Origin of the sequence: Microbacterium sp. RU1D, from assembly GCF_900156435.1 — a bacterium.
Taxonomy (GTDB): domain Bacteria; phylum Actinomycetota; class Actinomycetes; order Actinomycetales; family Microbacteriaceae; genus Microbacterium.
On the sequence record NZ_FTPQ01000001.1, the window covers coordinates 139,474 to 163,279 of the forward strand.

The 23,806-nt window shown below is 71.3% G+C and carries 20 protein-coding genes; 4 read left to right on the forward strand and 16 right to left on the reverse strand.

Annotation, left to right across the window (positions count from 1 at the left end; all coding sequences use genetic code 11):
• Positions 1-162 precede the first annotated feature (162 nt).
• Positions 163-1,329 carry an L-rhamnose isomerase gene (rhaI, locus tag B0B15_RS00600; RefSeq protein WP_076672813.1) on the reverse strand — a complete coding sequence of 389 codons (1,167 nt, stop codon included), beginning with the start codon at positions 1,327-1,329 and terminating at the stop codon, positions 163-165.
• Positions 1,326-1,745 (reverse strand): L-rhamnose mutarotase, encoded by a 420-nt coding sequence (locus B0B15_RS00605; RefSeq protein ID WP_076672814.1) that lies wholly within the window; start codon positions 1,743-1,745, stop codon positions 1,326-1,328. The genes rhaI and B0B15_RS00605 overlap by 4 nt, the downstream gene beginning before the upstream one ends.
• A gap of 86 nt (positions 1,746-1,831) precedes the next feature.
• Here B0B15_RS00605 and B0B15_RS00610 point away from each other — a divergent pair, with 86 nt between their 5' ends.
• Positions 1,832-2,830, forward strand: coding sequence for a LacI family DNA-binding transcriptional regulator (locus tag B0B15_RS00610; RefSeq protein WP_076672815.1), 999 nt, complete (start codon positions 1,832-1,834; stop codon positions 2,828-2,830).
• A gap of 231 nt (positions 2,831-3,061) precedes the next feature.
• On the opposite strand, the gene rhaS is transcribed toward B0B15_RS00610, so the two are convergent.
• The 4 genes from rhaS to B0B15_RS00630 are packed head-to-tail and all read right to left on the reverse strand — an operon-like array spanning position 3,062 to position 7,818.
• On the reverse strand, positions 3,062-4,102 hold the full coding sequence (gene rhaS / locus B0B15_RS00615; protein ID WP_076672816.1) for a rhamnose ABC transporter substrate-binding protein: 1,041 nt from the start codon (positions 4,100-4,102) through the stop codon (positions 3,062-3,064).
• Positions 4,103-4,137: 35 nt separating this feature from the next.
• The gene (locus tag B0B15_RS00620) at positions 4,138-5,202 is read right to left on the reverse strand and encodes an ABC transporter permease (protein WP_076672817.1); all 1,065 of its coding nucleotides are present in this window, start codon (positions 5,200-5,202) and stop codon (positions 4,138-4,140) included.
• Positions 5,199-6,233 carry an ABC transporter permease gene (locus B0B15_RS00625; protein ID WP_076672818.1) on the reverse strand — a complete coding sequence of 345 codons (1,035 nt, stop codon included), beginning with the start codon at positions 6,231-6,233 and terminating at the stop codon, positions 5,199-5,201. The genes B0B15_RS00620 and B0B15_RS00625 overlap by 4 nt, the downstream gene beginning before the upstream one ends.
• Before the next feature lie 52 nt (positions 6,234-6,285).
• The gene (locus B0B15_RS00630; protein ID WP_083708793.1) at positions 6,286-7,818 is read right to left on the reverse strand and encodes a sugar ABC transporter ATP-binding protein; all 1,533 of its coding nucleotides are present in this window, start codon (positions 7,816-7,818) and stop codon (positions 6,286-6,288) included.
• A 143-nt stretch (positions 7,819-7,961) separates the two neighbouring features.
• On the opposite strand from B0B15_RS00630, the gene B0B15_RS00635 reads away from it, so the two are divergent.
• A complete protein-coding gene (locus B0B15_RS00635) occupies positions 7,962-8,972 on the forward strand; it encodes a LacI family DNA-binding transcriptional regulator (RefSeq protein WP_076672819.1) in 1,011 nt (336 codons plus the stop codon).
• Between the two features lie 57 nt (positions 8,973-9,029).
• On the opposite strand, the gene B0B15_RS00640 is transcribed toward B0B15_RS00635, so the two are convergent.
• From B0B15_RS00640 to B0B15_RS00650, 3 genes are read right to left on the reverse strand one after another with little or no spacing between them, the layout of a single operon-like run.
• Positions 9,030-9,875: a transglutaminase family protein gene (locus tag B0B15_RS00640; RefSeq protein WP_076672820.1), complete on the reverse strand. Its 846-nt coding sequence runs from the start codon at positions 9,873-9,875 to the stop codon at positions 9,030-9,032.
• Between the two features lie 46 nt (positions 9,876-9,921).
• Positions 9,922-10,854, reverse strand: a complete 933-nt coding sequence (locus B0B15_RS00645; protein WP_076672821.1) for an alpha-E domain-containing protein — start codon at positions 10,852-10,854, stop codon at positions 9,922-9,924.
• The gene (locus B0B15_RS00650; RefSeq protein ID WP_076672822.1) at positions 10,848-12,602 is read right to left on the reverse strand and encodes a circularly permuted type 2 ATP-grasp protein; all 1,755 of its coding nucleotides are present in this window, start codon (positions 12,600-12,602) and stop codon (positions 10,848-10,850) included. Before B0B15_RS00650 ends, B0B15_RS00645 begins: the two co-directional genes overlap by 7 nt.
• 107 nt (positions 12,603-12,709) lie before the next feature.
• Here B0B15_RS00650 and B0B15_RS00655 point away from each other — a divergent pair, with 107 nt between their 5' ends.
• Positions 12,710-13,933: an ATP-grasp domain-containing protein gene (locus tag B0B15_RS00655; RefSeq protein ID WP_076672823.1), complete on the forward strand. Its 1,224-nt coding sequence runs from the start codon at positions 12,710-12,712 to the stop codon at positions 13,931-13,933.
• Between the two features lie 176 nt (positions 13,934-14,109).
• On the opposite strand, the gene B0B15_RS00660 is transcribed toward B0B15_RS00655, so the two are convergent.
• The 5 genes from B0B15_RS00660 to B0B15_RS00680 form a co-directional block, all read right to left on the reverse strand.
• A complete protein-coding gene (locus B0B15_RS00660; RefSeq protein WP_076672824.1) occupies positions 14,110-15,291 on the reverse strand; it encodes a zinc-dependent alcohol dehydrogenase in 1,182 nt (393 codons plus the stop codon).
• Between the two features lie 86 nt (positions 15,292-15,377).
• Positions 15,378-16,082, reverse strand: a complete 705-nt coding sequence (locus B0B15_RS00665; protein WP_256714454.1) for a glycosyltransferase family 2 protein — start codon at positions 16,080-16,082, stop codon at positions 15,378-15,380.
• Positions 16,083-16,093: 11 nt separating this feature from the next.
• On the reverse strand, positions 16,094-17,503 hold the full coding sequence (locus tag B0B15_RS00670; RefSeq protein ID WP_083708794.1) for a PIG-L family deacetylase: 1,410 nt from the start codon (positions 17,501-17,503) through the stop codon (positions 16,094-16,096).
• Positions 17,497-18,543, reverse strand: coding sequence for an acyl-CoA dehydrogenase family protein (locus B0B15_RS00675; RefSeq protein WP_256334121.1), 1,047 nt, complete (start codon positions 18,541-18,543; stop codon positions 17,497-17,499). Before B0B15_RS00675 ends, B0B15_RS00670 begins: the two co-directional genes overlap by 7 nt.
• Positions 18,544-18,633: 90 nt before the next feature.
• A complete protein-coding gene (locus B0B15_RS00680) occupies positions 18,634-19,803 on the reverse strand; it encodes an alpha/beta fold hydrolase (RefSeq protein ID WP_076672826.1) in 1,170 nt (389 codons plus the stop codon).
• 163 nt (positions 19,804-19,966) lie between these two features.
• On the opposite strand from B0B15_RS00680, the gene B0B15_RS00685 reads away from it, so the two are divergent.
• Complete coding sequence (locus B0B15_RS00685; protein ID WP_076672827.1) at positions 19,967-21,520, forward strand: molybdopterin-dependent oxidoreductase; 1,554 nt, start codon at positions 19,967-19,969, stop codon at positions 21,518-21,520.
• A gap of 188 nt (positions 21,521-21,708) precedes the next feature.
• Here the strand turns inward: B0B15_RS00685 and rocD are convergent, their stop codons facing one another.
• On the reverse strand, positions 21,709-22,926 hold the full coding sequence (rocD, locus tag B0B15_RS00690; protein ID WP_076672828.1) for an ornithine--oxo-acid transaminase: 1,218 nt from the start codon (positions 22,924-22,926) through the stop codon (positions 21,709-21,711).
• Positions 22,923-23,801, reverse strand: a complete 879-nt coding sequence (ddaH, locus tag B0B15_RS00695; RefSeq protein ID WP_076672829.1) for a dimethylargininase — start codon at positions 23,799-23,801, stop codon at positions 22,923-22,925. Before ddaH ends, rocD begins: the two co-directional genes overlap by 4 nt.
• Positions 23,802-23,806 lie beyond the last annotated feature (5 nt).

Consider the following 23,806-nt stretch of genomic DNA (forward strand, 5'->3'; position numbering starts at 1 on the left):
GCGACGGGAAAGGAACCGGGGCGGCGGTGATTCAGGGGCCACCGCCCCGGTGGTCGGGAGATCGTCGGCGCGCCGACGGTGAGAGGGAGTCGAGGCGGGGGTGGCGCCGCCCGGTGGATCAGACCCCGGAGCGGCAGGTGACGCGCCGCCCCGGGGAGTCGGTCAGGCGCCCCAGCCCGCCTGGGTGCCGCCGACGCGCTCCTCGGCGATACGGGGCAGGTATCCGGATGCCGCGAACGCGGCCATGGGGTCGGCCGGGAGGCCGCGGGACTCGCGCCACTCGGCGAGCGCGGGGCGCACGTCGGTGTAGAACGCGTCCATCAGCACCGCGTTGGCGCCGAGCACGTCGTTCGCACGCTGCGCGGCATCCAGGGCATCACGGTCGACGAGCAGCGCCCGCGCCGTCATCTCCTGAACGTTGAGCACCGAGCGGATCTGGCCGGGGATCTTGTCCTCGATGTTGTGGCACTGGTCGAGCATGAAGGCCACGTCGGGGTTGTTCAGGCCCCCGCCGCGCACGACCTCGGTGAGGATGCGGAACAGCTGGAACGGGTCGGCCGCGCCCACGATGAGATCGTCGTCGGCGTAGAAGCGCGAGTTGAAGTCGAACGAGCCGAGCTTGCCGAGCCGCAGCAGCTGCATGACGATGAACTCGATGTTCGTGCCCGGCGCGTGGTGGCCGGTGTCGAGGCACACCATCGCCTTGTCGCCGAGGGCGGCGACCTGGGCGTAGGACGTCCCCCAGTCGGGAACATCGGTGTGGTAGAACGACGGCTCGAAGAACTTGTACTCCAGCACGAGCCGCTGGTCGTCGCCGAGGCGCGCGTAGATCTCCTGCAGCGAGTCCTGCAGGCGGTCCTGGCGGCCGCGCATGTCGTTCTGACCCGGGTAGTTCGAGCCCTCGGCGAGCCAGATCTTCAGATCGCGCGAGCCCGTGGCATCCATCACGTCGATGCAGTCGAGGTGGTGGTCGATGGCCTTGCGACGGATGCGCTCGTCGTGGTGGGTGAGGGCGCCGAACTTGTAGTCCTCGTCCTGGAAGGTGTTCGAGTTCACGGTGCCGAGCTTCACGCCGAGGTCTTCCGCGTGGCGGCGCAGGGCCGTGTAGTCGTCGACGAGGTCCCACGGGATGTGCAGCGCCACCGTGGGCGCGAGGGCCGTCAGGCGGTTGACCTCGGCGGCATCCGCGATCTTCTCGAACGGGTCGCGCGGGGTGCCGGCGGTCGGGAACACGCGGAAGCGCGTGCCGGAGTTGCCGAACGCCCAGGAGGGCAGCTCGATGGCCTGGGCTTCGAGGGTCGAGAGGATCTCGGGGGACAGCGTCGTCATGAACGGGTGCTTTCGGTCGGAGCGGATGCCGTGGTCTCGGCGGTGACGGAAGGGGCGGATGCCGCGGGCGAGGCCGCCGCGAGCTGGTCGGCGAGGTGGAAGACCTCGGCGAGGGGGGTCGCGGCCTGGTCGGGTCGACCTTCGAGGCCGACGAAGTACGGGGCCATCTCGGCCTCCCAGGCGGCGGCGACGGGCGAGGCCGCCAGGTACGCCTGGGCGGCGGCGTCGTCGTCGGTCTCGTAGTAACCGATGAGGTGCCCGCCCTCGCCGAGGAACAGCGAGTAGTTGCGGCGTCCGGCGGCGGCGATCTCTTCGAGCATCTCCGCGCGCACCGGCGTGTGACGCGCGACGTACTCATCGATCAGGTCGGGCCGGATGCGGAGTTCGAAGCAGACGCGCGTGGTCTGTGCGGACATGGAGGGTGACTTCTCTTCCTCGAGAATGAATCGTTTCATTGCACGATATCACAGCGTACGAAGTGGTGCGATATCGTCGTCGGATCATGGCGGTCAAGATCAAGGACGTCGCGGCGCACGCCGGGGTCTCCGTGGGGACCGTCTCGAACGTCCTCAACGGCCGGGCCACCGTGTCTCCGGGCGCTGTCGAACGCGTCCGTGCCGCCATCGACGCCCTCGGCTACGTGCGCAACGACGCGGCGCGTCAGCTGCGCGCGGGACGCAGCCGCTCGCTCGCGCTCATCGTGCTCGACGTCGGCAACCCGTTCTTCGCCGCCGTGGCGCGCGGAGCCGAAGCCCGGGCCGCCGCCGACGGCTACATCGTGCTGCTCGGCTCGAGCGGGGCCGACGGCGATCACGAGCGCCTCTACCTCGACCAGTTCCGCGAGCAGCGGGTCGCCGGCGTGCTTCTCACCCCGGCCGACGCCGACAGCGACGCCGTCGAGCATCTGGCCTCCGCCGGCATCCCGGTCGTGCTCGTCGACGAACAGAACACCTCGGGCGAGGTGTGCGCGGTCTCGGTCGACGACGTCGAGGGCGGCCACCTCGCCGTCGCCCACCTCCTCGCGAAGGGTCGGCGGCGCATCGCCTTCGTCGCCGGTCCCCTCACCACCCGACAGGTCGCCGATCGCCTCGCCGGAGCGCGACGCGCCGTCGCCGAGGTCGAGGGCGCGTCGCTGGAGGTCATCGGGGTGGAAGCGATGACCGTCCTCGCGGGCCGGGCCGCGGGCGAACGTCTGCGCGAACGGGCCGATCGCCCCGACGCCGTCTTCGCCGCCAACGACCTGCTCGCCGTCGGCGTGCTGCAGGCGCTCACGATGCTCGGCGACATCCGCGTGCCCGACGACATCGCCCTCGTCGGCTACGACGACATCGATTTCGCCGCGGCCACCGTCGTCCCGCTGACCTCGGTGCGTCAGCCCGCCGAGGCCCTCGGCTCGACCGCCGTCGACCTGCTGCTGCGCCAACTCGACGGCGAGCTCGATCCCGCCGAACGCCAGGTGCGTTTCCGCCCCGAGCTCGTCGTGCGGGCCTCGAGCGGGTAGAGGCCGCCGCGCGGGCGGGTCCGCTTTCTCCGTCGAGCCGCCCCGCGGTCGAGTGCCCGAGACACCCGGAGACCGCGTCCGTGGCATCCGGTATTCGTGGACATTCGTGAGACGAACCGTTCGGAGCGATCGCACCCGTGGAAAGGCCGAAGCGGGGTACGCACGAAACCCGAAGACGCACGAAGCCCCGACCGCCACGAGGGCGGCCGGGGCCGATGCGCCGGCGTCGACTCAGAAGTCGAAGTCCGCGATGTTCGAGGAGTCGAACACGTAGGGGTCGCCGAGCAGCACCGTGGCGTCGGCGCCGACGGTGAACTCGCCGAGCTTGCCGGCTTCGAACGTGTCGCCCTCCTTGCCGGTGATGGTGCCGTCGATGAGCGCCTTCGTCGCGTACGCCGACAGGTAGCCGAGGTCGGCCGGGTTCCACAGCGCGAACGCGGTGATGGTGCCGTCCTGTACGTACTCGCGCAGCTGGTTGGGCGTGCCCAAGCCCGTCAGCGCGACCTTGCCCTTGTACTCCGAGGTCGACAGGTAGCGACCCGCGGCGGCGATGCCGACCGTCGTCGGCGAGACGATGCCCTTGAGGTTCGGGTAGGTCTGCAGGAGCGCCGCGGTGCGGTCGAACGAGGTCTGGTCATCGTCGTCGCCGTACACGACGTCGACGAGCTCGATGTTCGGGTGGTCAGCGGCGAAGTCCTTCTTCATGAGCTCGATCCAGGCGTTCTGGTTCGTCGCGTTGGCCGCGGCCGAGAGGATCGCCACCTGACCGGCGTCGCCGATCTGCTTCGCGACGAGGTCGACCTGCACCTTGGCGATGCCTTCGGCGGTCGCCTGGTTGATGAAGAGGTCGCGGCACTTCGCGTCCGTGTCGGAGTCGAAGGTGACGACCTTGACGCCGGCGCTGCGTGCCTCATCCAGCGCGTCGCAGATGGCCGAGGGGTCGTTCGCCGAGATGACGAGACCGCCCACGCCCTGCTGGGCCGCGGTCTGGATGTACTGCACCTGCGACGTGGGGGTGGCCTCGCTCGGGCCGACCTGCTCGAAGGTGCCGCCGAACTCGCCGATGGCCTCCTCTCCGCCCTTGTTCGAGGTCTCGAAGTAGGGGTTGCCGAGGTTCTTCGGCAGGAAGGTGATCGACAGGTTGCCTCCGTCACCCCCTGATCCCGAGCCTCCTCCGGAGCCGCCGGAGCAGCCGGTGGCGACGAGGGTGACCGCCAGGGCGAGAGCGGCGGCAGCGGTGCCGACGCGGGTCTTGCGCGTGAATGCGAACATCGTTGTTTCCTTTCGTGATGCGGGTGATGAGCAGGTCAGACGGAGGCCGCGGGGGCGGAGGAACGCGGGCTCTTGCGTCGGCCGAGGGCGGCCGCGCGGCGGGACTGCAGCCAGGCGAGCAGACTGGCCGACACCACCGAGAGCACGAGGAGCACGCCGGTGATGACGTTGATGATGTCGCTCGTCACCCCGGCCAGGCGCAACGCGCTGCCGAGAGTGCCGATGAGCAGCACGCCCGCGATCACGCCGTGCAGCGCGCCCCGGCCGCCGAAGATCGACACGCCGCCCAGCAGCACGGCGGCGATGATCTGCAGCTCCATGCCCATGGCGTTCTCGCCGCGGGCGTTGCTGTAGAGCAGGGTGAAGTAGACCCCGGCGAAGCCCGAGACGGCACCGCTGAGGACGAACAGCACGAACTTCGTGCGGGCCACGTCGATGCCGGAGAACTGCGCGGCCTCCTTGTTGAGGCCGATCGCGTAGAGCGACCGCCCGAAGGGGGTGAGGTGCAGGAGAACCGCGAAGACGACCGCGAGAACCGCGAACGGGATCATGATCAGCGGCAGCGGGGTGCCGGGGATGTTCGCCTTGGCCAGATCGGTCCAGGTCTCGGGGAACTCCGTGACAGCCTCGGTGCCGAGCAGACCCACGGCGATGCCGCGGAACAGCGCGAGCGTCCCGATCGTCACGGCGAGCGACGGCAGCCCGACGACGGTCACGAGGAAGCCGTTGATCGCCCCGGCCACCAGGCCCACGACGATCGCCGCGAGAGCGGCGACCTCGAACGGCCACCCGGCCTGGGTGAGCACCCCGACGGTGACGCTGGAGAGCCCGACGATGCTGGCGACGGAGAGGTCGATCTCCTCGGTGATGATGATGAGCGTCATCGGCAGCGCGATCAGCAGGATCGGTGCGATGTCGCGCAGCAGGTAGGTGACGGTGAGCGGGCTGTCGAAGTTGCGCACGGTCGCCAGCGACACGACGATCACGAGCAGCAGGATGCCGATGATGGCGGCTTCGCGCGTGAGCAGGGCGCGACGCCAGAACGGGCGGCCGTGCGCGCGGTACGTCCGGGCGCGTTCGTCGACGGTGGTGGAGGTCATCGACCCGTCTCCCTCTCTGCGGTGAGCTTGCGGGACTGCCGGACGGCGAGCACGCGGTCGAGCACGATGGCGCCGAGGATGAGCGCGCCGACCACGGCGCGCTGCCAGAAGTCGTCGATGCCGAGGATCGGCAGCGCGCGGTTGATGGTGAGCAGCAGGTACGCGCCGATGGCCGCGCCCCACACGGTACCGACGCCGCCGGAGATCGCGACGCCGCCGATGACGGCCGCGCCGATCGCCTGCAGCTCCCAGCCGAAACCGGCGTTGGAGGCGACGGTGCCGTAGCGGGCCGCGTAGAGCACGCCGGCGAGGCCCGCGAGGGCACCGCTCGTGACGAACGCCCCGATGATGCGGCGGTTCACCTTCAGGCCGTAGAGGTGGGCGGCTGCCGGGTCGGAGCCGATCGCGTACAGCTCGCGCCCGCTGCGGAGGTTGCGCAGGTACCAGGCCGCGACGATGAGCACGACGACGGCGAGGATCGTCAGGACCGGGATGCCGAGGATCTGGCCCGTCCCCAGACCGCGGAAATCGGCGGGCAGGTCGGAGGCGTTGACGCGGTTGCTCCCCGCCCACGCGACGTTGATGCCGCGGTAGATGTACATCGTGCCGAGCGTGATGACGAGCGCGGGCACCTTCGCGTAGGCCACGAGCGCGCCGTTGACGAATCCCAGGATGCCGCCGACCACGATGCCGGCGAAGAACACCACGACGAGGGGCAGCCCGGGCACGTCGATGAAGAGGCGTCCGGTGAGGTAGGCGGTCAGCCCGACGACGGATCCGACCGACAGGTCGACGTTGCGGGTGATGATGACGATGGCCTGACCCACCGCGACGAGCAGCAGCAGCGACGGCGTCAGCAGCAGATCGCGGAACCCGTCGGGGGAGAAGAGGAACGTCGGGTTGTTGACCGTCGCGACGACGACGATCAGCACGAGGGCGAGGACGATGCCGCTCTCACGCGCCGTGGCGACGTGCGAGACGAGCTTCGCCGCGGGGCTCGTGCCCGGGCGGACGGGGGTGGCGATGCTCATCGCAGGCTCTCCGCTTCAGGGGTGGTCGGGAAGGTGAGGGGAAGGGCCGTGTTCACAATGCCGCCCCCGCTTCGGCGGTCGCGGCGAACATGACGGCTTCGGGAGTGGCATCCGTTCGGGCGAACTCCCCCGTCAGCCGTCCTTCGCGCATGACGAGGACGCGGTCGGCCATGCCGAGGACCTCGGGCAGTTCGCTCGAGATCATGAGGATCGCGAGGCCCTGCTGCGCGAGCTCGGAGAGCAGGCGGTGCACCTCGCTCTTGGTCCCGACGTCGATGCCGCGGGTGGGCTCGTCGACGATGAGCACCTTCGGCTGGGTGGCCAGCCACTTGCCGATGACGACCTTCTGCTGGTTGCCGCCGCTGAGCGTTCCCGTCGTGGCATCCAGAGCCGCGGTCTTGACCTCGAGGCGGCTCGCCCACTCGCGGGCGGCGCGGTTCTCGTCGGAGCTGCGCAGGAGCCCCCACCGCGAGAGCTTCTGCCGGATGGCGAGGGTGATGTTGCGGGAGACGCCCTCGTCGAGCACGAGGCCCTGCTTCCTTCGGTCCTCGGGGACGAGGGCGAGACCGCGCGCCGTCGCCTGGCGGACGGTGCCCTTCGGCAGGACACTGCCGCCGAGGCGCACCGTGCCCGACTCGTACGAGTCGACGCCGAAGATCGCGCGAGCCACCTCGCTGCGTCCCGCTCCGACGAGCCCGGCGAGACCGACGATCTCGCCGGCGCGGAGGGAGAACGAGACGTCGCGGAACACGCCCTTGCGGGTGAGGCCCTCGACCTCGAGCACGACCTCGCCCGGGGTGGACGGCAGCTTCGGGAACAGCTCGGTCACGTCGCGGCCCACCATCTGCCGCACGAGGTCGTCGACCGTCGTGTCGGCCAGCGGCGTCGTGTGCACGTAGGCCCCGTCGCGCATGACGGTCACGGTGTCGCACAGCGCGAACACCTCGTCGAAGCGGTGGGAGATGAACAGCAGGGCGCGGCCCTCGTCGCGGAGGCTGCGCGCCACCGCGAACAGTCGCTCGACCTCGACGCCGCTGAGGGCGGCGGTCGGCTCGTCCATGATCAGCACGCGGGCGTCGAGCGAGATGGCCTTGGCGATCTCGATGATCTGCTGGTCGGCGATCGACAGACCCTCCGTCACCCGGTCGGGGTCGAGAGCCACGCCGAGGCGGGCGAAGATCCGCGTCGCCTCGTCGCGCATCGCGGCGCGGTCGATGCGTCCGAGGCGACCGGTGGGCTGGCGGCCCATGAAGATGTTCTCGGTGACCGACAGGTCGGGGAACAGCGTCGGCTCCTGGTAGATCACCGCGATCCCGGCGGCCTTCGACTGGGCCGTGCTGGCGAAATCGACGCTCTCTCCGTCGAGCAGGAAGTCGCCGTCGTCGCGACGGTAGAGCCCGGCGATGATCTTCACGAGCGTCGACTTGCCCGCGCCGTTCTCGCCGATCAGCGCGTGGATCGAACCGCGGTCGAGCACGAGGCTCCCGGACCGCAGCGCCACGACGGGGCCGAAGGACTTCATCACGCGGCGCAGCTCGAGGGCGTGGTCGGACGGGGCGGGTGTCGCGTCCATCGCGTCAGCCATGCGGCCTCCTCATTGAGGGTCGATCCGGTTTCCCGGCGGAATCTGAAACGTTTCAGATCGGATGCCAGTCACTGTAGGGTGAGCCCGACGACGTGGTCAAGTCGGGATCGCGTCGAGACCGGATCGTGACGTGAGGAGGCGCCGTGTCGATCAGCATCCGCGATGTCGCGACCCTCGCGGGCGTCTCTGTGGGAACCGTCTCGAACGTCCTCAATCGCCCCGACGCCGTCTCCGCCTCCTCGGTCCGACGCGTCAACGATGCGATCGAGCAGCTCGGCTACGTGCGCAACGATGCGGCCCGACAACTGCGGGCGGGAGTGAGCACGACGGTGGGCTTCGTCGCCCTCGACGGGCGCAATCCCTTCTTCGCCGACGTCGTCGGAGGCGCCGAGAACGAGGCCACGGCACGCGGTCTCGCGGTCCTGCACGGCAACAGCGACGAGGATGCCGCTCGCGAGATGCAGTACATCGATCTGTTCGAGCAGCAGATGGTGCGGGGGCTCCTCATCACGCCGTTCGGCGACGTCACCGCGCGCCTCGAACGGCTGCGAGCCCGCGGCATTCCGTCGGTGTTGGTCGACCGCTTCTCGGGCGACGGACGCTTCTCGTCGGTCTCGGTCGACAGCGTGGCGGGCGGGCGTCTGGCGGCCGAGCACCTGCTCGCCCGCGGCCGCCGGCGTATCGCCTTCGTGGGCGGAGCCTTCGACATCCGGCAGGTCACCGACCGTCTCGCGGGGGCCCGCAGCGCCGTCGAGAACAGCGCCCACCGCGCCACGCTCGAGGTCGTCCCCACCCACGCGCTCACCGTCGACGAGGGGGTGGCCGCCGGGCGGAGGCTCCTGGCCCGCGACCGCGCCGACCGCCCCGACGCGGTCTTCGCCGCCAACGACCTGCTTGCCCTCGGGCTGCTGCAGGGCCTCGTCGTCGACGGCCGCATGCTCGTGCCCGACGAGATCGCCGTGGTCGGCTTCGACGACATCCCCTTCGCGGCGGCCGCGGCCGTGCCGCTGACCTCCGTCCGGCAGCCGAGCGCACTCATCGGAGGCACGGCGATGCGCATCCTGCTCGACGAGGCCGACGACCCGGGGCGACCGACCCGGCAGACGGTCTTCGCGCCCGAGTTGGTGGCGCGGGCGTCGACGGGGGCACCGTAGGCCGACGCCCCGCGCGACCGGGCAGCGCGCGCGGTCACCGCGCCGGGGATGCGGCGCTCACGTCTCGCGCGTGATCGTCACCTTCACCTTGAGGTTGCTCTTGCCGGGGCCGGCGTACACACCGCGCAGCGGGGGCACGTCGTTGTAGTCACGGCCGCGGCCGACGAGCACGTGCCGGTCGCCGATCTCGATGTTGTTCGTGGGGTCGAAGCCCTGCCAGTCGCCGGCGAACCACTCGACCCACGCGTGCGACTCGCCCGTGACCGCCTCGCCGACCTCGGCCGAGGGCTTCGGGTGGAGGTAGCCCGAGACGTATCGGGCGGGGATGCCGACTTCGCGCAGCGCCCCGATGGCGACGTGCGCGATGTCCTGGCAGACGCCCTTGCGGGCCTCCCAGGCGTCGATGGCCGTGGAGGTGACGCCCGTGACACCCTGCATGTACTCGATCGCGTTCCCGATCGCCTCGGCGATGGCGTGCGCGGCGGGACCGGGGCTGTCGTGCTGCGCGGCGATGGAGCGCGCCAGCTCGGCCACCTCGGCGTGCGGTGTGGTGCGGCGGGTCTGGGTCAGCTGCTCGACCGTCGAGATCGACCGGTCGGCCTCGGCGGCGAGCTGCTCCCACGTGATGTCGGCGTGCTCGATCGGTCGCGGGCGCACCTCGACGAGCGAGCGGGCCGTGATGGTGAGCGCCGCGTGCGGCGAGAGCACGTCGAACGCCGCCACCCGCGTCCCGAAGTAGTCGACGTACTGGTTCACCGACGTCGAGGGCTCGATGTCGAGCGAGGAGCTCAGCACGAACTGGCTGTCGGTGGAGTGCGGCAGCATCCGCGCCTCGTTGTACGAGGCGACGACGTCGCCCGGGTACACGAAACCGGTCTGGTGCTCGATGCGCAGGCGCTTCATCGCAGATCCCCCGGGGTCGACGTGGTGGCCGTGGTCATGGCATCCGTCATGAGATCTCCCCGATCCAGCTCGGTTCGGCCTGCGTGGGGAAGAACCGCGAGCGGATCGCCTCCGACGCCTCGCGCGTGACCGTCTGCACGCGCTGCATGTGCTCGGGCAGCTCCGAGAGGATCTCGCTGACCGGTCGGTATTCGAGGTCGTTGCGGATCTGGCCGAGGGCCCGCAGCACGGTGTTGGAATGACCGACGCGGTCGGCGCGCGGGTCGATCGCGCTCATGCAGTCCTCCGCTCGCTGGATCGAGTAGATGATCGAGCGCGGGAAGAGCCGGTCGAGCAGGAGGAACTCCGCCGCGTTGCGGGCGCTCGGCATCCCCCGGTAGGTGCGCAGATAGGCCTCGTACGCGCCGCAGGAGCGGAGAATGGTCGTCCACGACGGCCCTGACACCTCGGTGAGCGAACGGGTCGCGAGCAAACGCGCCGTCATGTCGGTGCGCTCGATGCTGCGGCCGAGGGTGAAGAACTGCCACGCCTCGTCGCGGTTGGTCGACGAGTCGACGATGCCGATCGCCAGCGCTGCGCGCTCGCGCACCCATTGGAAGAACTCGTGCACCTTGTCGGTCTGCAGTCGCCGCGGCATCCGCGAGTTCGTGGTGTTGAGGATCTCCCACAGCTCGGTGGACACGATCTCTCGCGCGCGGCGGGCGTTCTCGCGCGCCGCGGTGAGCGAGTAGGCGATGCTCGACGGGTTCATGCGATCGACCGCCAGGCGCGCCAGAACGTCGTCGCGGCGGACCGTGTCGACGTTCTCCGGCCAGGTCGAGCCCATCACGCTGAGCAGGGATCGGCAGGCGGTGTCCTCGTCGATCCAGGGGTCTTCGAGCAGGAGCTGCAGGTGCACGTCGAGGATGCGCGCGGTGCCGTCGCTGCGCTCGATGTACCGCCCGATCCAGAACAGGCTCTCTGCGATGCGACTCAACATGAGTCGACCTCCCTGGTCCCTGAGCCCGTCGAAGGGTCCGCGATCACCTGCGACGCCTGCTGCTGCTGCTCGGCCTGCGGGCCGTGCTGCACGGTGGCATCCTGCTGCTGCTGTTCCTGCTGGTCGCGGCCGGCGCGGAGGTCGCGCGGTGCGGTGGCGGGAGCCGGCTGGCCGTCGTAGATGATCGGGATCGCCTCGGTCACCGCCGCCTGATCGGCGACGAGGCCCGAGACGCCGTTGCCCTGGCCGTACTCGACGTGAGAGGGCGCGGAGCCGCCGACGACCCACGTGTCCTTCGACCCGCCGCCCTGGCTCGAATTGACCACGAGCTGCCCCTCGGGGAGCGCGACGCGGGTGAGACCACCAGGGAGCACCCAGATGTCGTCGCCGTCGTTGACGGCGAAGGGGCGCAGGTCGGCGTGCCGCGGTCGCATCCCGTCCTCGACGAGCGTCGGGATGGTCGAGAGCATGACGACCGGCTGCGCGATCCAGCCGCGCGGGTCGGCGAGCAGTCGCTTGCGGAGGGCGTCGAGCTCGGCGGGCGAGGCGTCGGGGCCCACGACGAGCCCCTTGCCGCCGGAGCCGTCGACCGGCTTCACGACGAGTTCGGGCAGGCGGTCGAGAACCTCCTCGAGTGCGCCCGGGTCTTCCAGACGCCAGGTGTCGACGTTCTTGAGGATCGGCTCCTCGGCGAGGTAGTACCGGATGAGGTCGGGTACGTACGTGTAGAGCAACTTGTCGTCGGCGACGCCGTTGCCCACGGCGTTGGCGATCGTGACGTTGCCCAGGCGCGCGGCGAGCATGAGGCCGGGGGCTCCGAGCATCGAGTCGGCGCGGAACTGCAGCGGGTCGAGGAAGTCGTCGTCGACGCGGCGGTAGATGACGTCGACGCGCTGCGGTCCGCGCGTCGTACGCATGAACACCTTGCCGCCCACGCACAGCAGGTCACGGCCCTCGACGAGCTCCACGCCCATGAGCCGCGCGAGAAGCGTGTGCTCGAAGTACGCGGAGTTGTACACACCGGGGGTGAGCACCACGATGTTCGGATCGTCGATGCCGGGCGGGGCCGAGGCGCGCAGTGCCGCGAGCAGCTTGTTCGGGTAGTCGCCGACGGGACGCACCCGCATCGAGACGAACAGTTCGGGCAGCGTCTGCGCCATGACGCGGCGGTTCGAGATGACGTACGAGACGCCCGAGGGCACGCGCACGTTGTCTTCGAGCACGCGCATCTCGCCGTGCTCGTCGCGGATGAGGTCGATACCCGAGACCTGGATGCGCACGCCGTTGGCGCTCCGGATGCCGGCCGCCTGGCGGTAGAAGTACTGCGACGACGAGATGAGACCCGCGGGCAGAATTCCGTCGCGCACGCAGTGCTGGTTGCCATAGGCGTCGTCGAGGAAGGCCTCGAGAGCGCGCACGCGCTGCTTCACGCCCGCCTCGATGCGCGACCATTCGTCGTAGGCGATGACGCGGGGCACGGCATCCAGGGGGAACGGCCGCTCCTCGCCCGCGAAGTCGAACGTCACACCCTGGGCCAGGTACGAGCTCGCCAGCGACTCGGTGCGACCGCGCAGCTCTTCCTGGGTCATCTGCGCGAGCGTCTGGTACAGCTCCCGGTACGCCTCGCGAGAGGGGGCGGCGTCTCCGGGTCTGGCCGGGACGCCGAACATCTCGTCGTACGCCGGGATGCCGGATGCGGTCTTGCGCGGCGCCAGCGTGGAGCCGTAACCGTCGAACAGGTCACCCATGCTGAGACTCTATCCAGCGCCGTGTTGCGAAGAGGTTTCCCCCACGCGCGCACAGCCGATGGATAGAGTGACGCCCAACGTCAGCCGTAACGACCAGGGGTCCCTTCATGCGCGTGCTCGTCACCAGTTCTCGGAACACCTTCGCCCTCGACCTGATCCGCAAGCTCGGCAGCGTCGGGCACACCGTCTTCGCGAGCGACACCTACGACGGCGCGGTGGGCAATCACTCGCGCTTCCTCGCCGGGCACCTCGCCACCCCGTCACCACGGTTCGAGACCGACGCCTTCATCGCCGCGGTGAGCGACTACGTCGAGAAGCACGACATCGACGTCATCATCCCCACGTTCGAGGAGGTCTTCTACCTCGCCGCGCGCGTGGCCGACCTGCCCGCGCGGGTGCGCCTGTACGCCGGCAGCTTCGCCGACCTCGCGCGTCTGCACGACAAGGCGAGCTTCCAGCGCCTCGCCCAGGATGCCGGGGTGCCCATCCCCGAGACGGTGGTCGTCACCTCGCCCGACGAGCTGCGCGAGGCGATCGCCTCGTTCCCGCGTTACTTCGCCCGCGCGGCGTTCTCGCGCGGCGGCGTGGGCCTGCTGACCAACACGGGTCCGCTGGCCGGGAAGATCCCGGTCGAGGAGTGCGTCCCCACCCCCGAGCAGCCGTGGCTCGTGCAGCCGTTCGTGGACGGTCCGATGGTGTGCACCTACAGCGTCGTGGTCGACGGCCGCGTGCAGGCGCACACCACCTACAAGGCCGCGGAGCAGTGGGCGCACTCGACGGCGATCGCCTTCATCGCCGTCGACAGCACCGACACGCTCCGCTACACGCAGCAGCTCGTCGACACCCTCGACCCGGGCTTCACGGGCCAGATCTCGTTCGACTTCGTCGATCACGGGAGCGAAGCCGCGCCCGACTACAAGATCATCGAGTGCAACCCACGGCCCACCAACGGCGTCATCCTGCTCGAGGCGGAGGACGTCTCGCGAGCGATCCAGGGCGAGCTCGCCGAGCCGGTCGTGGCGGTGCCGGGCACCGAGCGTCAGATCACACTCGCCGTGCTCGCCGACGCCTTCACCGAGCCGCTGAAGCACCTGCCGAAGACGCTGCACGACCTGCTGCACGTGCGCGACGTGGGTGCGGGATGGTGGGACGACGCCGCGATGCTGTGGAGCCCCGCGACCATCGTTCATGGCGCCAAGATCTCGCACGGCGATCGCAAGGAGATCCTCGCCGCCCTGGGCGACGACATCGTCTGGAACGGCGAGCCGATCGAGGGGATGAGCCCCGCCGACGCCGACGCCCTCGAGGCCGTTCACGCCGGTCGCGTGTGAGCGCCGCCTGACGGCATCCCTCCCCCTCATTCCTTGCACGAGCCACCGCCTGAGGGGTCAAGAAGTGTCGCCTGGCGCGAATCCCGGCGACAGGAAATGACCCCTCACGCGCCGTCACGTTCCTAGGCCGGCGGTCGACGCGGGAGCGGAGCGGGGTGGCGGGACGGAGCGGGGCGTCAGGAACCCGGGCGCAGAACAACCTTGATGCAGCCGTCCTCCTTCTTCTGGAACGTCTCGTAGAGGCCGGGGGCGTCCTCCAGCGGGGCGTGGTGGGTCACGAGGTCCATGACGCCGAGGGGATCGGCGGGGTCCTCGACCAGCGGCAGCAGGTCGTCGATCCAGCGCTTGACGTTGCACTGCCCCATGCGCAGGTTCAGCTGCTTGTCGAACATCGTCTTCATGGGCAGGATGTCGGCCTCGCCGGCGTACACGCCGCTCAGCGACACGGTTCCGCCGCGGCGCACGAGATCGATCGAGGCGTAGACCGCGGCGAGGCGGTCGAGGCCCGCCTTGTCCATCAGCTTCTGCGCGAGGGCGTCGGGGAGCAGCCCGACGGCGTTCTGCGCGAGCTTGATGCCGCCGTTGCCGTGAGCCTCCATGCCCACGGCATCCACCACCCCGTCCGCCCCGCGTCCCTCGGTGAGGTCGACGAGCTCGTCGACCACGGTATCGGTGAGGTCGTACGTCAGGATGCCGTGCCGCTCGGCCATCGCGCGACGCTCCGGCTCGGGCTCGATCGCGAGCACGCGGTAGCCGAGGTGCACGCCGATGCGGGCGGCGAACTGACCGACCGGGCCGAGGCCCATGACCGCGAGCGTGCCGCCCTCGGGGACGTTCGCGTACTGCACACCCTGCCAGGCCGTGGGCACGATGTCGCTCAGGAAGAGGTAGCGGTCGTCGGGCAGGTCGTCGCCGACGCGGATGTGGTTGTAGTCGGCCAGCGGCACGCGCAGGTACTCGGCCTGGCCCCCGGGCACCTGACCGTAGAGCTTGGTGTAGCCGAAGAGCGCCGCACCGCTGCCGTACTCGCGCACCTGCGTGGTCTCGCACTGCGACTGCAGGCCGCGACGGCACATGAAGCAGTGCCCGCAGGAGATGTTGAAGGGGACGACGATGCGGTCGCCGACGGCGAGGTTCGTCACGGCCGAGCCGACCTCGACGACGACGCCCATCGGCTCGTGGCCGAGTACGTCGCCCTTGTCGATGAAGGGACCGAAGAGCTCGTAGAGGTGCAGGTCGGAGCCGCAGATCGCGGTGGAGGTGATCTTGACGATCGCGTCGGTGGGTTCCAGGATCTCGGGGTCGGGGACCTCCTCGACGCTCACGTTGCGGATGCCCTGCCAGGTCAATGCCTTCATGGTGATGCCTCTCATTCCGGGGGATGGCCAGTCTGCTGCGCGACGGCCCCGCCGCCGAGGTGGTTGACGAGCCCCCGGCACATGGGTCAGGCGCCGGTCTCGGCGAGCGGCGGCGCGTCGACCCACGCGTGCACACGGCGCAGGAACGCGGCGTACCCGGCCGGGGTCCGCCCCACGAACCTCCCCGATGTCTCGACCTCGTGCACGTCGCTCGCGCGGACCGTCGCCCCGATCGCCCGCACCGCGCGGGCCAGGGCGACGTCCTCGTGCTCAGCGAGGTCCGGGATGCCGCCCGCACGGGCGTAGATGCTCGCGCGCACGCCGAGGTTGGCCCCGTGCACGTTCCCGGCGGGCTCTCCGCGCCGATGCGTTGCACGCCAGTAGTCCGCATGGCGGGCGCTGAGGTCGGCGAAGTCGGGGCGCACCGTGCCGAGGATCATGTCGACGCCGGCGTCCATCAGATCGAGCTGATGCGCGAGCCAGTCGCGCGGCACGGTGGTGTCGGCATCCGTCATCGCGATCCAGGTGTCGGCCGCGTCCGCCTCGATCAGGCTCAGTGCGCGCTCGACGCCGACGCGGCGCGCGGTACCGACCCGCCGCGCCGTGAGCTCGACCGCCTCGACTCGACGGCGTCGCACCTGCGTCGCCGTGGAGTCGCTGCAGGCGTCCAGGGCGACCACGACCACCGCGGACAGCCCGTGCTCCCGCTCCCGCGCGTGCGTCACGGCCCGCTCGACGGAGGCGAGGCAGCGACCGATGAGCGCCTCCTCGTCGTGGGCCGGGATGACCACCGCGACCGCCCTCACCGGATCAGACCCGCGTCACCGGCGACCGATCGGGCGCCCGGGCGGCCGAACACCTCGAGCAGGAAGTCCTCCTCCTCGTGCCGCACGAGACGCACGAGATCGGTCCGGGCGCCGATCCCGGCGTGCACCTCGTCGCCGTCGCGAGGGTATTCGGCGACCGGATGCCGCCAGTGGCAGGCGACGAGACATCCGTCGGCGGCGAGAGAGGAGACGGCTGCCGCGAGACCCCGGTGGAGGTCGTCACCCGCCCAGTAATAGGCCACCTCCGACAGCACGATGAGGTCGAACTCCCCCTCCGGCCACTCGAAGGGCAGCGTCGCCCGGCGCAACTCGACGCCGCGGCGGCCGGTAAGGCGGGTCCGTGCGCGCTCGAGGGCCGCGGAGGCGAGGTCGACCGCGAGCACGTGCTCGGCACGGTCGGCGAGCGCAGCGGTCAGCGCGCCGGTCGCGCATCCGGCCTCGAACACCGCGCGGTAGTGCCGACGCGGGAGCGCCGCCAGCAGCACCGCGCGCTTGCGCTCCTCGTACCAGCGCGAGTCGAAGCCCCACGGGTCGTCGTGGCGCGCGTACATGCCGTCGAAGTAGCCCTGGTCGACGGTGGGCGGGGCGGGAGACGCCACCGCCTCCCGCGCGGTCGGTTCCGCTGAAGCCGCCGAAGCGGGTTCAGGCGCGAAGAACACCTCACCATCGCGCTCGAAGTGCGCGCGCATGCCCGCGTGCACCATCGGCTCGTCGCCGAGAGCGGGCGACAGCGCGCGGAGCTGGCTCGCGTGCGCGTCGAGGGCGCGGGTCTTGGCATCCCGGGCCGCCGCGTCGAGGGTCAGGCGCTCGGCGCGCTCCCACGGCACGTCGTCGGAGCCGCCCCAGTGCCAGAGCCAGATGGGGAAGGACCGCGAGCGCACGCCCCGCGCGGCGCACTCCTCCTCCACGATCTCGCCGACCACCCGGTGGTCGCGGTGACCGTCGCCGCGCCACGGCGAGAGGACGAGGAGGCGATCGGCGGACGCGCGATCGATCACGTCATGCAGCGCCGCGGCGATGGCATCCCGGTGGTCGTCGGTGCCGCCGTCCGGCAGGCCGAGGAACACCGGTTCGCTCCCGACCCCCACGATCGACGCCGCCTCGCGGAGTTCGCGGCGGCGGGCCAGGGCGAGGGTGGCGGGGCTGTGCGTGGGGGAATCCGGATGCGAACCCTCGCCGTCGGTCACGACGAGAAGGTCGACCGGGATGCCGCGGGCGGCGGCCGTGGCGATCAGCCCGGCGGCCCCGAGGGTCTCGTCGTCGGGATGCGCCGCCACGACCACGACACGGTCCACGTCGAGGACGAGCGGCGGGAGGTGGCGCTTCAGCGCCGCTGACCACACGCTCTCGGCGGTCCCGGGGTCGCGGTGGTCGAAGCTCACCATGCCCCGTCCCCCGCGGCGACGTCGGCGCCGATGCGGGCGAGATCGCGCTCGGCATGGTGCTGACGCACGTACACCTGCAGGTCGGCCACCCGTCGGGCGTGCGCCGCGTCGGCGACGAGCGGCGCCGGCCCGAGGGCGTGAGCGGCCGCGGCGAGCGTCTGCTCGACGGCGTCGACGACGACCGTGCGCGCGCGGGTGGCGCGCAGGCCCGCGGATGCCGACACCCCGGCGCCGAACACCGCTGCCGTCTCCACGAGGACGGCGCGGGCCGCCCACAAGGCGACGTCGGCGCGTCCGAGGTGCACGCGAGAGACCTGATCGGCCCACTCCCCCGCGGCGACCTCGGCGAGCGCGTCGCGCAGCGGCACCGCTCCGCCCCACCAGCAGGCCGCCACTCCGACCCCGCCGTGGGCGAATCCGGGGCGCCGCAGGTACCAGCCCGGCTCACCGACCGGCACGGCGGCGGCGCCGTCGACGTCGATCGGGGCGCTCACGACCCGGTCGAGGCCGCGGGCGTGCCAGGGTCCCGAGCGCGGCGACACGGCCGGATCGCGCAGGTCGAGGGCGAAGAGCTGCCGGTGGTCGTCGTCGACCCAGGCGGTGACGAGCGCGTGGTCGAGGTGGGCGGCGAGGGAGCACCACGGCTTCGTGCCGTGCAGGGTCCAGGTGCCGGCATCCTCGCGCGCCTCGAGGCGCACGCCGGGGCCTTCCGCCGCGAAGACCCCCCACGAGCCGGCCGTGTCGATCGCGGGGTGCACTCCGGCCTCGGCCGCCTCGTCGAGGATGGCGAGGGCGTCGAGGTGGGGCTCCAGCATGCGGGCGGCGGCGACGTCGCGCGCGGCTACCTGCGCGAGCAGCTCCCAGGTGGCGGCGAGCGACCGGGGCCGGGGAAGATCCGTCGCCCAGGCGAGAGTGGCGGCGACGTCGGTACCGAGCGCGTCCACGGCATCCGCCCCCTCGAGACATGCACGGACGCCGTCGAGATCGATCAGGTCGGGCGGAAGGAGAAGGGGGAAGCGGGGATGGTCGACTTCTGTCACCGTCCACTCTCATCACGGTGGTCCTCTCGCGACAAAGCCTTGACACCGACCGGCCGGCGGACAGTGGATGCCGCTCGTCGGCGCCGCGGCTCAGCGGCGGCGGAGCACGCGGCGGCGGACCACGGCCTCCAGCCGCGCGATCTGCACGAGAAGCGACGGGAACGACGCCGACAGACCGGTGCGCGGCAGCCGGTCGAGCGCCGGCTCGTCGCCGGGCAGGGCCGCCTGCTGCCCGCGCACGAGCCGTCGGATCGCGTTCAGCAACGCCATCGGGTGGGTGTCGAGGGCGCTGTGTCCGTTGTGGAGGCGCACGAGCGTGGCATCCGGAGCCGCGGCGACCACCCGCTCGGCGATCGTCGGCGGCGTGCGCAGGTCGCGGTCGCCCGAGAGCACGACGAGGGGCCAGTCGAATGCGCGCACGGCCGCGCGCAGGTCGTACGGCTCGCCCGCGAACGCCGGGTAGCGCGGGGCGAGGGGCAGGTAGGTGCGCACCGGGTCGAGCGGGTGACCGTCGAGGGCGCCGCCGTATCCCAGCTCGCGGAAGGCGATCGTGCCCACGAGGTCGAACTCGTAGATGTGCGGGATGTCGGCGATCTCGGCATCGCGGGTGGCGTAGGCGGTCAGCGCCCGCCAGGCGAGACCGGGCTCGTGCCGCACGAGCGGGTGGACGAGGTCGGTCCCGCCGAGTTCGTACGCGGCGCGGACGACGTCGAGCACGATCCGCTCCGAGACCCCCGCGGCAACGAGACGCCGGACCCCGCGCGCCATGTCGTCGTCGGCATCCCAGAACAACGTCCGCACGGCTGCGCGCTCGACATCGACGTCGTGGGCCGTCTGCAGGGCCGAGTCGAGCAGCATCGACGCGACCCGTTCCGGATGCCGGGCTCCGAACGCCATCGCGAGATAGCTGCCGTACGAGGAGCCGACGATGACCGCGCGGTCGACGCCTTCCGCGTCGAGCACCGCCGCGATGTCGTCGAGCACCGCCGTGATGCGCATCGCCGCGGGCGGGAGCGGGCGGCCGTCGAGGTCGCGGCGGGAGCGTCCGACCCCGCGGTGCTCGACCATGATCAGGTCGAGCCCGCCGCGGGCCGCTCGCCGCCGCAGGCCGCGGTAGGGCAGAACCGACGCCAGCCCCGGACCCCCGGGGATGACCACGACGGGGGTCGCCCCGCGCGGGCCCGACCGCACATACGCCAGGTCGAAGGCGGGCGCCGCGTCGGAGGCCGGACGCCGGAGGGACCGCAGGCTCTCGCGCATGCGTGAACGCTACCGGTGGGTGTCGCGGTCGTGGCCGGTGGCATCCGGATTCTCTGCCGCGTCATGCAAAGTCCGAATGAGCGGTCCGGTGACGGATGCCGGTTGGCTGTGAGTTCCGCCGCGGTCGGCGCCCGCGCGCCCGGTGCTGCCTAGGCTCCGAATCGTGGCTCCCGCTTCTTCCCGCACCCGCGATCTCCCGGCCGTCGTCGCGGGGATCGCCGCCACCGTGCTCGGGGCCGGGCTCGGCGAGCTTGCCGCAGCGATCGTCGCACCCTCGGCGAGCCCCTTCGCGGTGATCGGGGGCGCGATGATCGACCTCGCCCCGGCGTGGGCGAAGGACCTGGCCATCGACCTCTTCGGCACCGGCGACAAGGCCGCGCTGCTCGTGGGGATCGCCGTCCTGCTGCTCGTGGTCGCCGGGTCGGCCGGGGCGCTCGAAAACCGTCGTCCGCCGTGGGGACGCGTGGTGCTCGCGGGCCTCGGCGCGCTCGGCGCCGTCGTCTCGATGACGCGCGCCGACGCCGGGCTGCTGTCGCCAGTGCCCTCACTGATCGCGGGAGCGGGAGCGGCGGTCGTCGGCGCCCTGCTGATCGGCCGCCTGCGGCGTCCGCCCCGGCGCGCAGTAGCCGACGGTGCGCCCGCCGAGGAGGGCATCACCCGCCGCGGCGTGCTCGCGCTCTCGGGCGTCGCCGTCATGGCCGGCGCCCTCGCCGCCTTCGGATCGGTGGCGCTCAGCGGCGGCGCCCGCGCGATCAGCGCCGTGCGCTCGGCCCTGCGCCTGCCGCAGCCCGTCTCCACGACGACGGTTCCGGATGCCGCCGACCTCGGCATCGAGGGGCTCTCCCCCGTCATCACCCCGTCGGCCGACTTCTACCGCATCGACACGGCCCTCGTCGTGCCCCAGGTCGACCCCGCGACCTGGACGCTGCGCGTGCACGGCCTGGTCGAGCAGGAGGTGGTGCTGCGCTGGGATGACCTCGTCGCCCTGCCGCAGCAGGAGACGGTGGCCACGCTCGTGTGCGTCTCGAACGAGGTCGGCGGTTCGCTCATCGGCACCGCCCGGTGGCTCGGCGTGCCGATCCGCGACATCCTCGCCCGGGCGAAACCGACCGCCGAGGCCGACATGGTGCTCTCGCGCTCGGTCGACGGGTTCACGGCATCAAGTCCCCTGGAGGCGCTCACCGACGAGCGCGACGCCCTCCTCGCGATCGGCATGAACGGCGAACCTCTGCCGATCGAGCACGGATTCCCCGCGCGTCTGGTCGTGCCGGGGCTCTACGGATACGTCTCGGCGACGAAGTGGGTGAGCGAGCTCGAGGTCACGCGCTTCGACCGCGCCCAGGGGTACTGGACCCCGCGCGGGTGGTCGGAACGCGGACCGGTGAAGCTGCAGTCGCGCATCGACGTCCCGCGCGCGGGTGCCCGCGTGGAGGCCGGCTCGACCATGATCGCCGGGGTGGCGTGGCACAACCACGTCGGCGTGGCAGGGGTCGAGGTGCAGATCGACGACGGCCCGTGGCAGCCGGCCACGCTCGCGAGCGCGATCTCGGCCGACACGTGGGTGCAGTGGAGCCTGCCGTGGGAGGCGACCAGCGGCCTGCACACGGCACGCTGCCGCGCGATCTCGGCCGACGGCAGCACGCAGACGTCCGACGTCGCCCCTCCCGCCCCCGACGGCGCGACGGGTTGGGACGAGGCGACGATCTCGGTCGCCTGACCCACGCTCCGAACACGGATGACCGCCCCGGCGCAGCCGGGTGCGAAGGCGATGGCAGCCGGCGCGTCCGCGGTCAGGCGTCCGACAAAAGGGTCGGAGTCCGCCGAAAAACGCTCACTGCACCGGGAAACGCCCGCAGCAGACGTTTCCCGGTGCAGCGCGCGTTCATCGCCCAGGGATTGGCCGAGTCAGGACCCCAGCACGTGCTTGAGCTGCTCGACCGCCCAGTCCAGCTCGGTCGCGCGGATCGTCAGCGGCGGCGCGATGCGGATCGTCTGACCGTGCGTGTCCTTCACGAGCACGCCGCGCGCGAGGAGCTTCTCCGCGATCTCGCGGCCGGTCCCCACGGCGGGGTCGATGTCGACCCCGGCCCACAGCCCCGCGATGCGCACCGCGGTGACCCCGTGGCCGACGAGCGTCCGCAGGTTCTGCTCGAGGTGCGCGCCCAACGCCTTCGCGCGGGTCTGGAACTCTCCGGATGCCAGCATCTCGACGACCCGCAGCCCCACGGCCGCGGCCAGCGGGTTGCCGCCGAAGGTCGACCCGTGCTCGCCGGGACGGATGACGCCCAGCACGTCCTCGTTCGCGACGACCGCCGACAGCGGCAGGATGCCACCGCCCAGCGCCTTGCCGAGCAGGTACACGTCGGGGACGACGCCCTCGCGATCGCACGCGAACGTCTCGCCCACCCGCCCGAGACCCGACTGGATCTCATCCGCGATGAACAGCACGTCGTTCGCGGTGCAGATCTCGCGCACCCGCTGCAGGAAGCCCTCGGGCGGCAGCACGACCCCGGCCTCGCCCTGGATGGGCTCGAGGAGCACCGCGGCCGTGTTCTCGTCGATCGCGGCGGCGATGGCATCCGCGTCCCCGTAGGGCACGTGCACGAAGCCCGGCGCGTACGGACCGAAGTCGTCGTGCGCGGTGGGGTCGTCGCTGAAGCCGACGATCGTGGTGGTGCGGCCGTGGAAGTTGCCGTTGGCGACGATGATCGTCGCGGCATCCGGGGCGATGCCCTTCGTGCGGTAGCCCCAGGCGCGGGCGACCTTGATGCCGGTCTCGACGGCCTCGGCCCCCGTGTTCATCGGCAGGACCAGGTCTTTGCCGCACAGCTGCGACAGCGCCGAAGCGAACGGGCCCAGCTTGTCGTTGTGGAACGCACGGCTGGTGAGCGTCAGGCGGTCGAGCTGCTCGCGGGCGGCGGCGAGGATCGCCGGGTGCCCGTGACCGAAGTTCAACGCCGAGTAGGCCGACAGCAGGTCGAGGTAGCGCCTGCCCTCGACGTCGGTGACCCAGACGCCCTCGGCGCGCGCGGCGACGACCGGCAGCGGGTGGTAGTTGTGCGCGACGTGCGCTCCCTCGGCGGCGATGAGCTGCGCGCCGAGGTCGTCGACGGCGGTGCTCATCGGGTGCCGCCGCGCAGCTCCAGCGTGCAGCACTTGATCCCGCCGCCGCCGAGCAGCAGCTCGGACAGGTCCACCATGACGGGGGTGTAGCCGCGCTCGCGCAGCTGCGCCTCGAAGCCCACCGCGCGCGGGGAGATGATGACGTTCTTGCCGTCGCTGGCAGAGTTCAGGCCGAACACCGAGCCGTCGGCATCGGAGACCCGGATGGCATCCGGGAAGCGCTCGCGCAGGATCGCCTGGCTGCGCTCGTCGAACGCGTTCGGCAAGTAGGCGATGTTGGCCTTGTCGACGCCGCCGGGCCCCTCGACCGGGTCGAGCACGGCGAGCGCGGTGTCGAGGTGGTAGAAGCGCGGGTCGGTGAGCGTCAGCGACACGACCTCGCGCGAGAACACCTCGCCGACCTCGCGGTGGCTGTCACCCGTCGAGCGGAAGCCCGTGCCCGCGAGGATCGTGTCGCCGACGAGCAAGAAGTCACCCTCGCCCTCGTTGACCTCGACGGGCTCGGCGACCTCGAAGCCGTTGGCCGCGAACCAGTCGATGAACGCGGGGGCCTCGGCGGCCCGCTCGCGGAAGCGGAACTTCGGGCCGTAGGCGATGCCGTCGATCACGAAGCCGCCGTTGGCGGTGTAGACCATGTCGGGCAGGCCCTCGAGCGGGTCGATCAGCTCGATCTCGTGGCCGAGCGACACGTAGGTGTCGTAGAGCGCCTGCCACTGCTGCACGGCGAGGTCGGTGTCGGTGGGGCGCGAGGGCTCCATCCACGGGTTGATGCTGTAGCTCACCGTGAAGTGCGAGGGCTTGCACATGAGGTACCGGCGGTGCTGCTGGACGCGCTCGGTCGTCGCCTCGGTGGCGGTGGCGGGGGTAGCGGACATCTCTG

Excerpts from the sequence above, each read along its gene's own strand:
- rhaI (WP_076672813.1), bottom strand. The coding sequence starts at position 1,329 with ATGACGACGCTGTCCCCCGAGATCCTCTCGACCCTCGAAGCCCAGGCC.
- B0B15_RS00605 (WP_076672814.1), bottom strand. The coding sequence starts at position 1,745 with ATGTCCGCACAGACCACGCGCGTCTGCTTCGAACTCCGCATCCGGCCC.
- B0B15_RS00610 (WP_076672815.1), top strand. The coding sequence starts at position 1,832 with ATGGCGGTCAAGATCAAGGACGTCGCGGCGCACGCCGGGGTCTCCGTG.
- rhaS (WP_076672816.1), bottom strand. The coding sequence starts at position 4,102 with ATGTTCGCATTCACGCGCAAGACCCGCGTCGGCACCGCTGCCGCCGCT.
- B0B15_RS00620 (WP_076672817.1), bottom strand. The coding sequence starts at position 5,202 with ATGACCTCCACCACCGTCGACGAACGCGCCCGGACGTACCGCGCGCAC.
- B0B15_RS00625 (WP_076672818.1), bottom strand. The coding sequence starts at position 6,233 with ATGAGCATCGCCACCCCCGTCCGCCCGGGCACGAGCCCCGCGGCGAAG.
- B0B15_RS00630 (WP_083708793.1), bottom strand. The coding sequence starts at position 7,818 with ATGGCTGACGCGATGGACGCGACACCCGCCCCGTCCGACCACGCCCTC.
- B0B15_RS00640 (WP_076672820.1), bottom strand. The coding sequence starts at position 9,875 with ATGAAGCGCCTGCGCATCGAGCACCAGACCGGTTTCGTGTACCCGGGC.
- B0B15_RS00645 (WP_076672821.1), bottom strand. The coding sequence starts at position 10,854 with ATGTTGAGTCGCATCGCAGAGAGCCTGTTCTGGATCGGGCGGTACATC.
- B0B15_RS00650 (WP_076672822.1), bottom strand. The coding sequence starts at position 12,602 with ATGGGTGACCTGTTCGACGGTTACGGCTCCACGCTGGCGCCGCGCAAG.
- B0B15_RS00655 (WP_076672823.1), top strand. The coding sequence starts at position 12,710 with ATGCGCGTGCTCGTCACCAGTTCTCGGAACACCTTCGCCCTCGACCTG.
- B0B15_RS00660 (WP_076672824.1), bottom strand. The coding sequence starts at position 15,291 with ATGAAGGCATTGACCTGGCAGGGCATCCGCAACGTGAGCGTCGAGGAG.
- B0B15_RS00670 (WP_083708794.1), bottom strand. The coding sequence starts at position 17,503 with ATGGTGAGCTTCGACCACCGCGACCCCGGGACCGCCGAGAGCGTGTGG.
- B0B15_RS00680 (WP_076672826.1), bottom strand. The coding sequence starts at position 19,803 with ATGCGCGAGAGCCTGCGGTCCCTCCGGCGTCCGGCCTCCGACGCGGCG.
- rocD (WP_076672828.1), bottom strand. The coding sequence starts at position 22,926 with ATGAGCACCGCCGTCGACGACCTCGGCGCGCAGCTCATCGCCGCCGAG.
- ddaH (WP_076672829.1), bottom strand. The coding sequence starts at position 23,801 with ATGTCCGCTACCCCCGCCACCGCCACCGAGGCGACGACCGAGCGCGTC.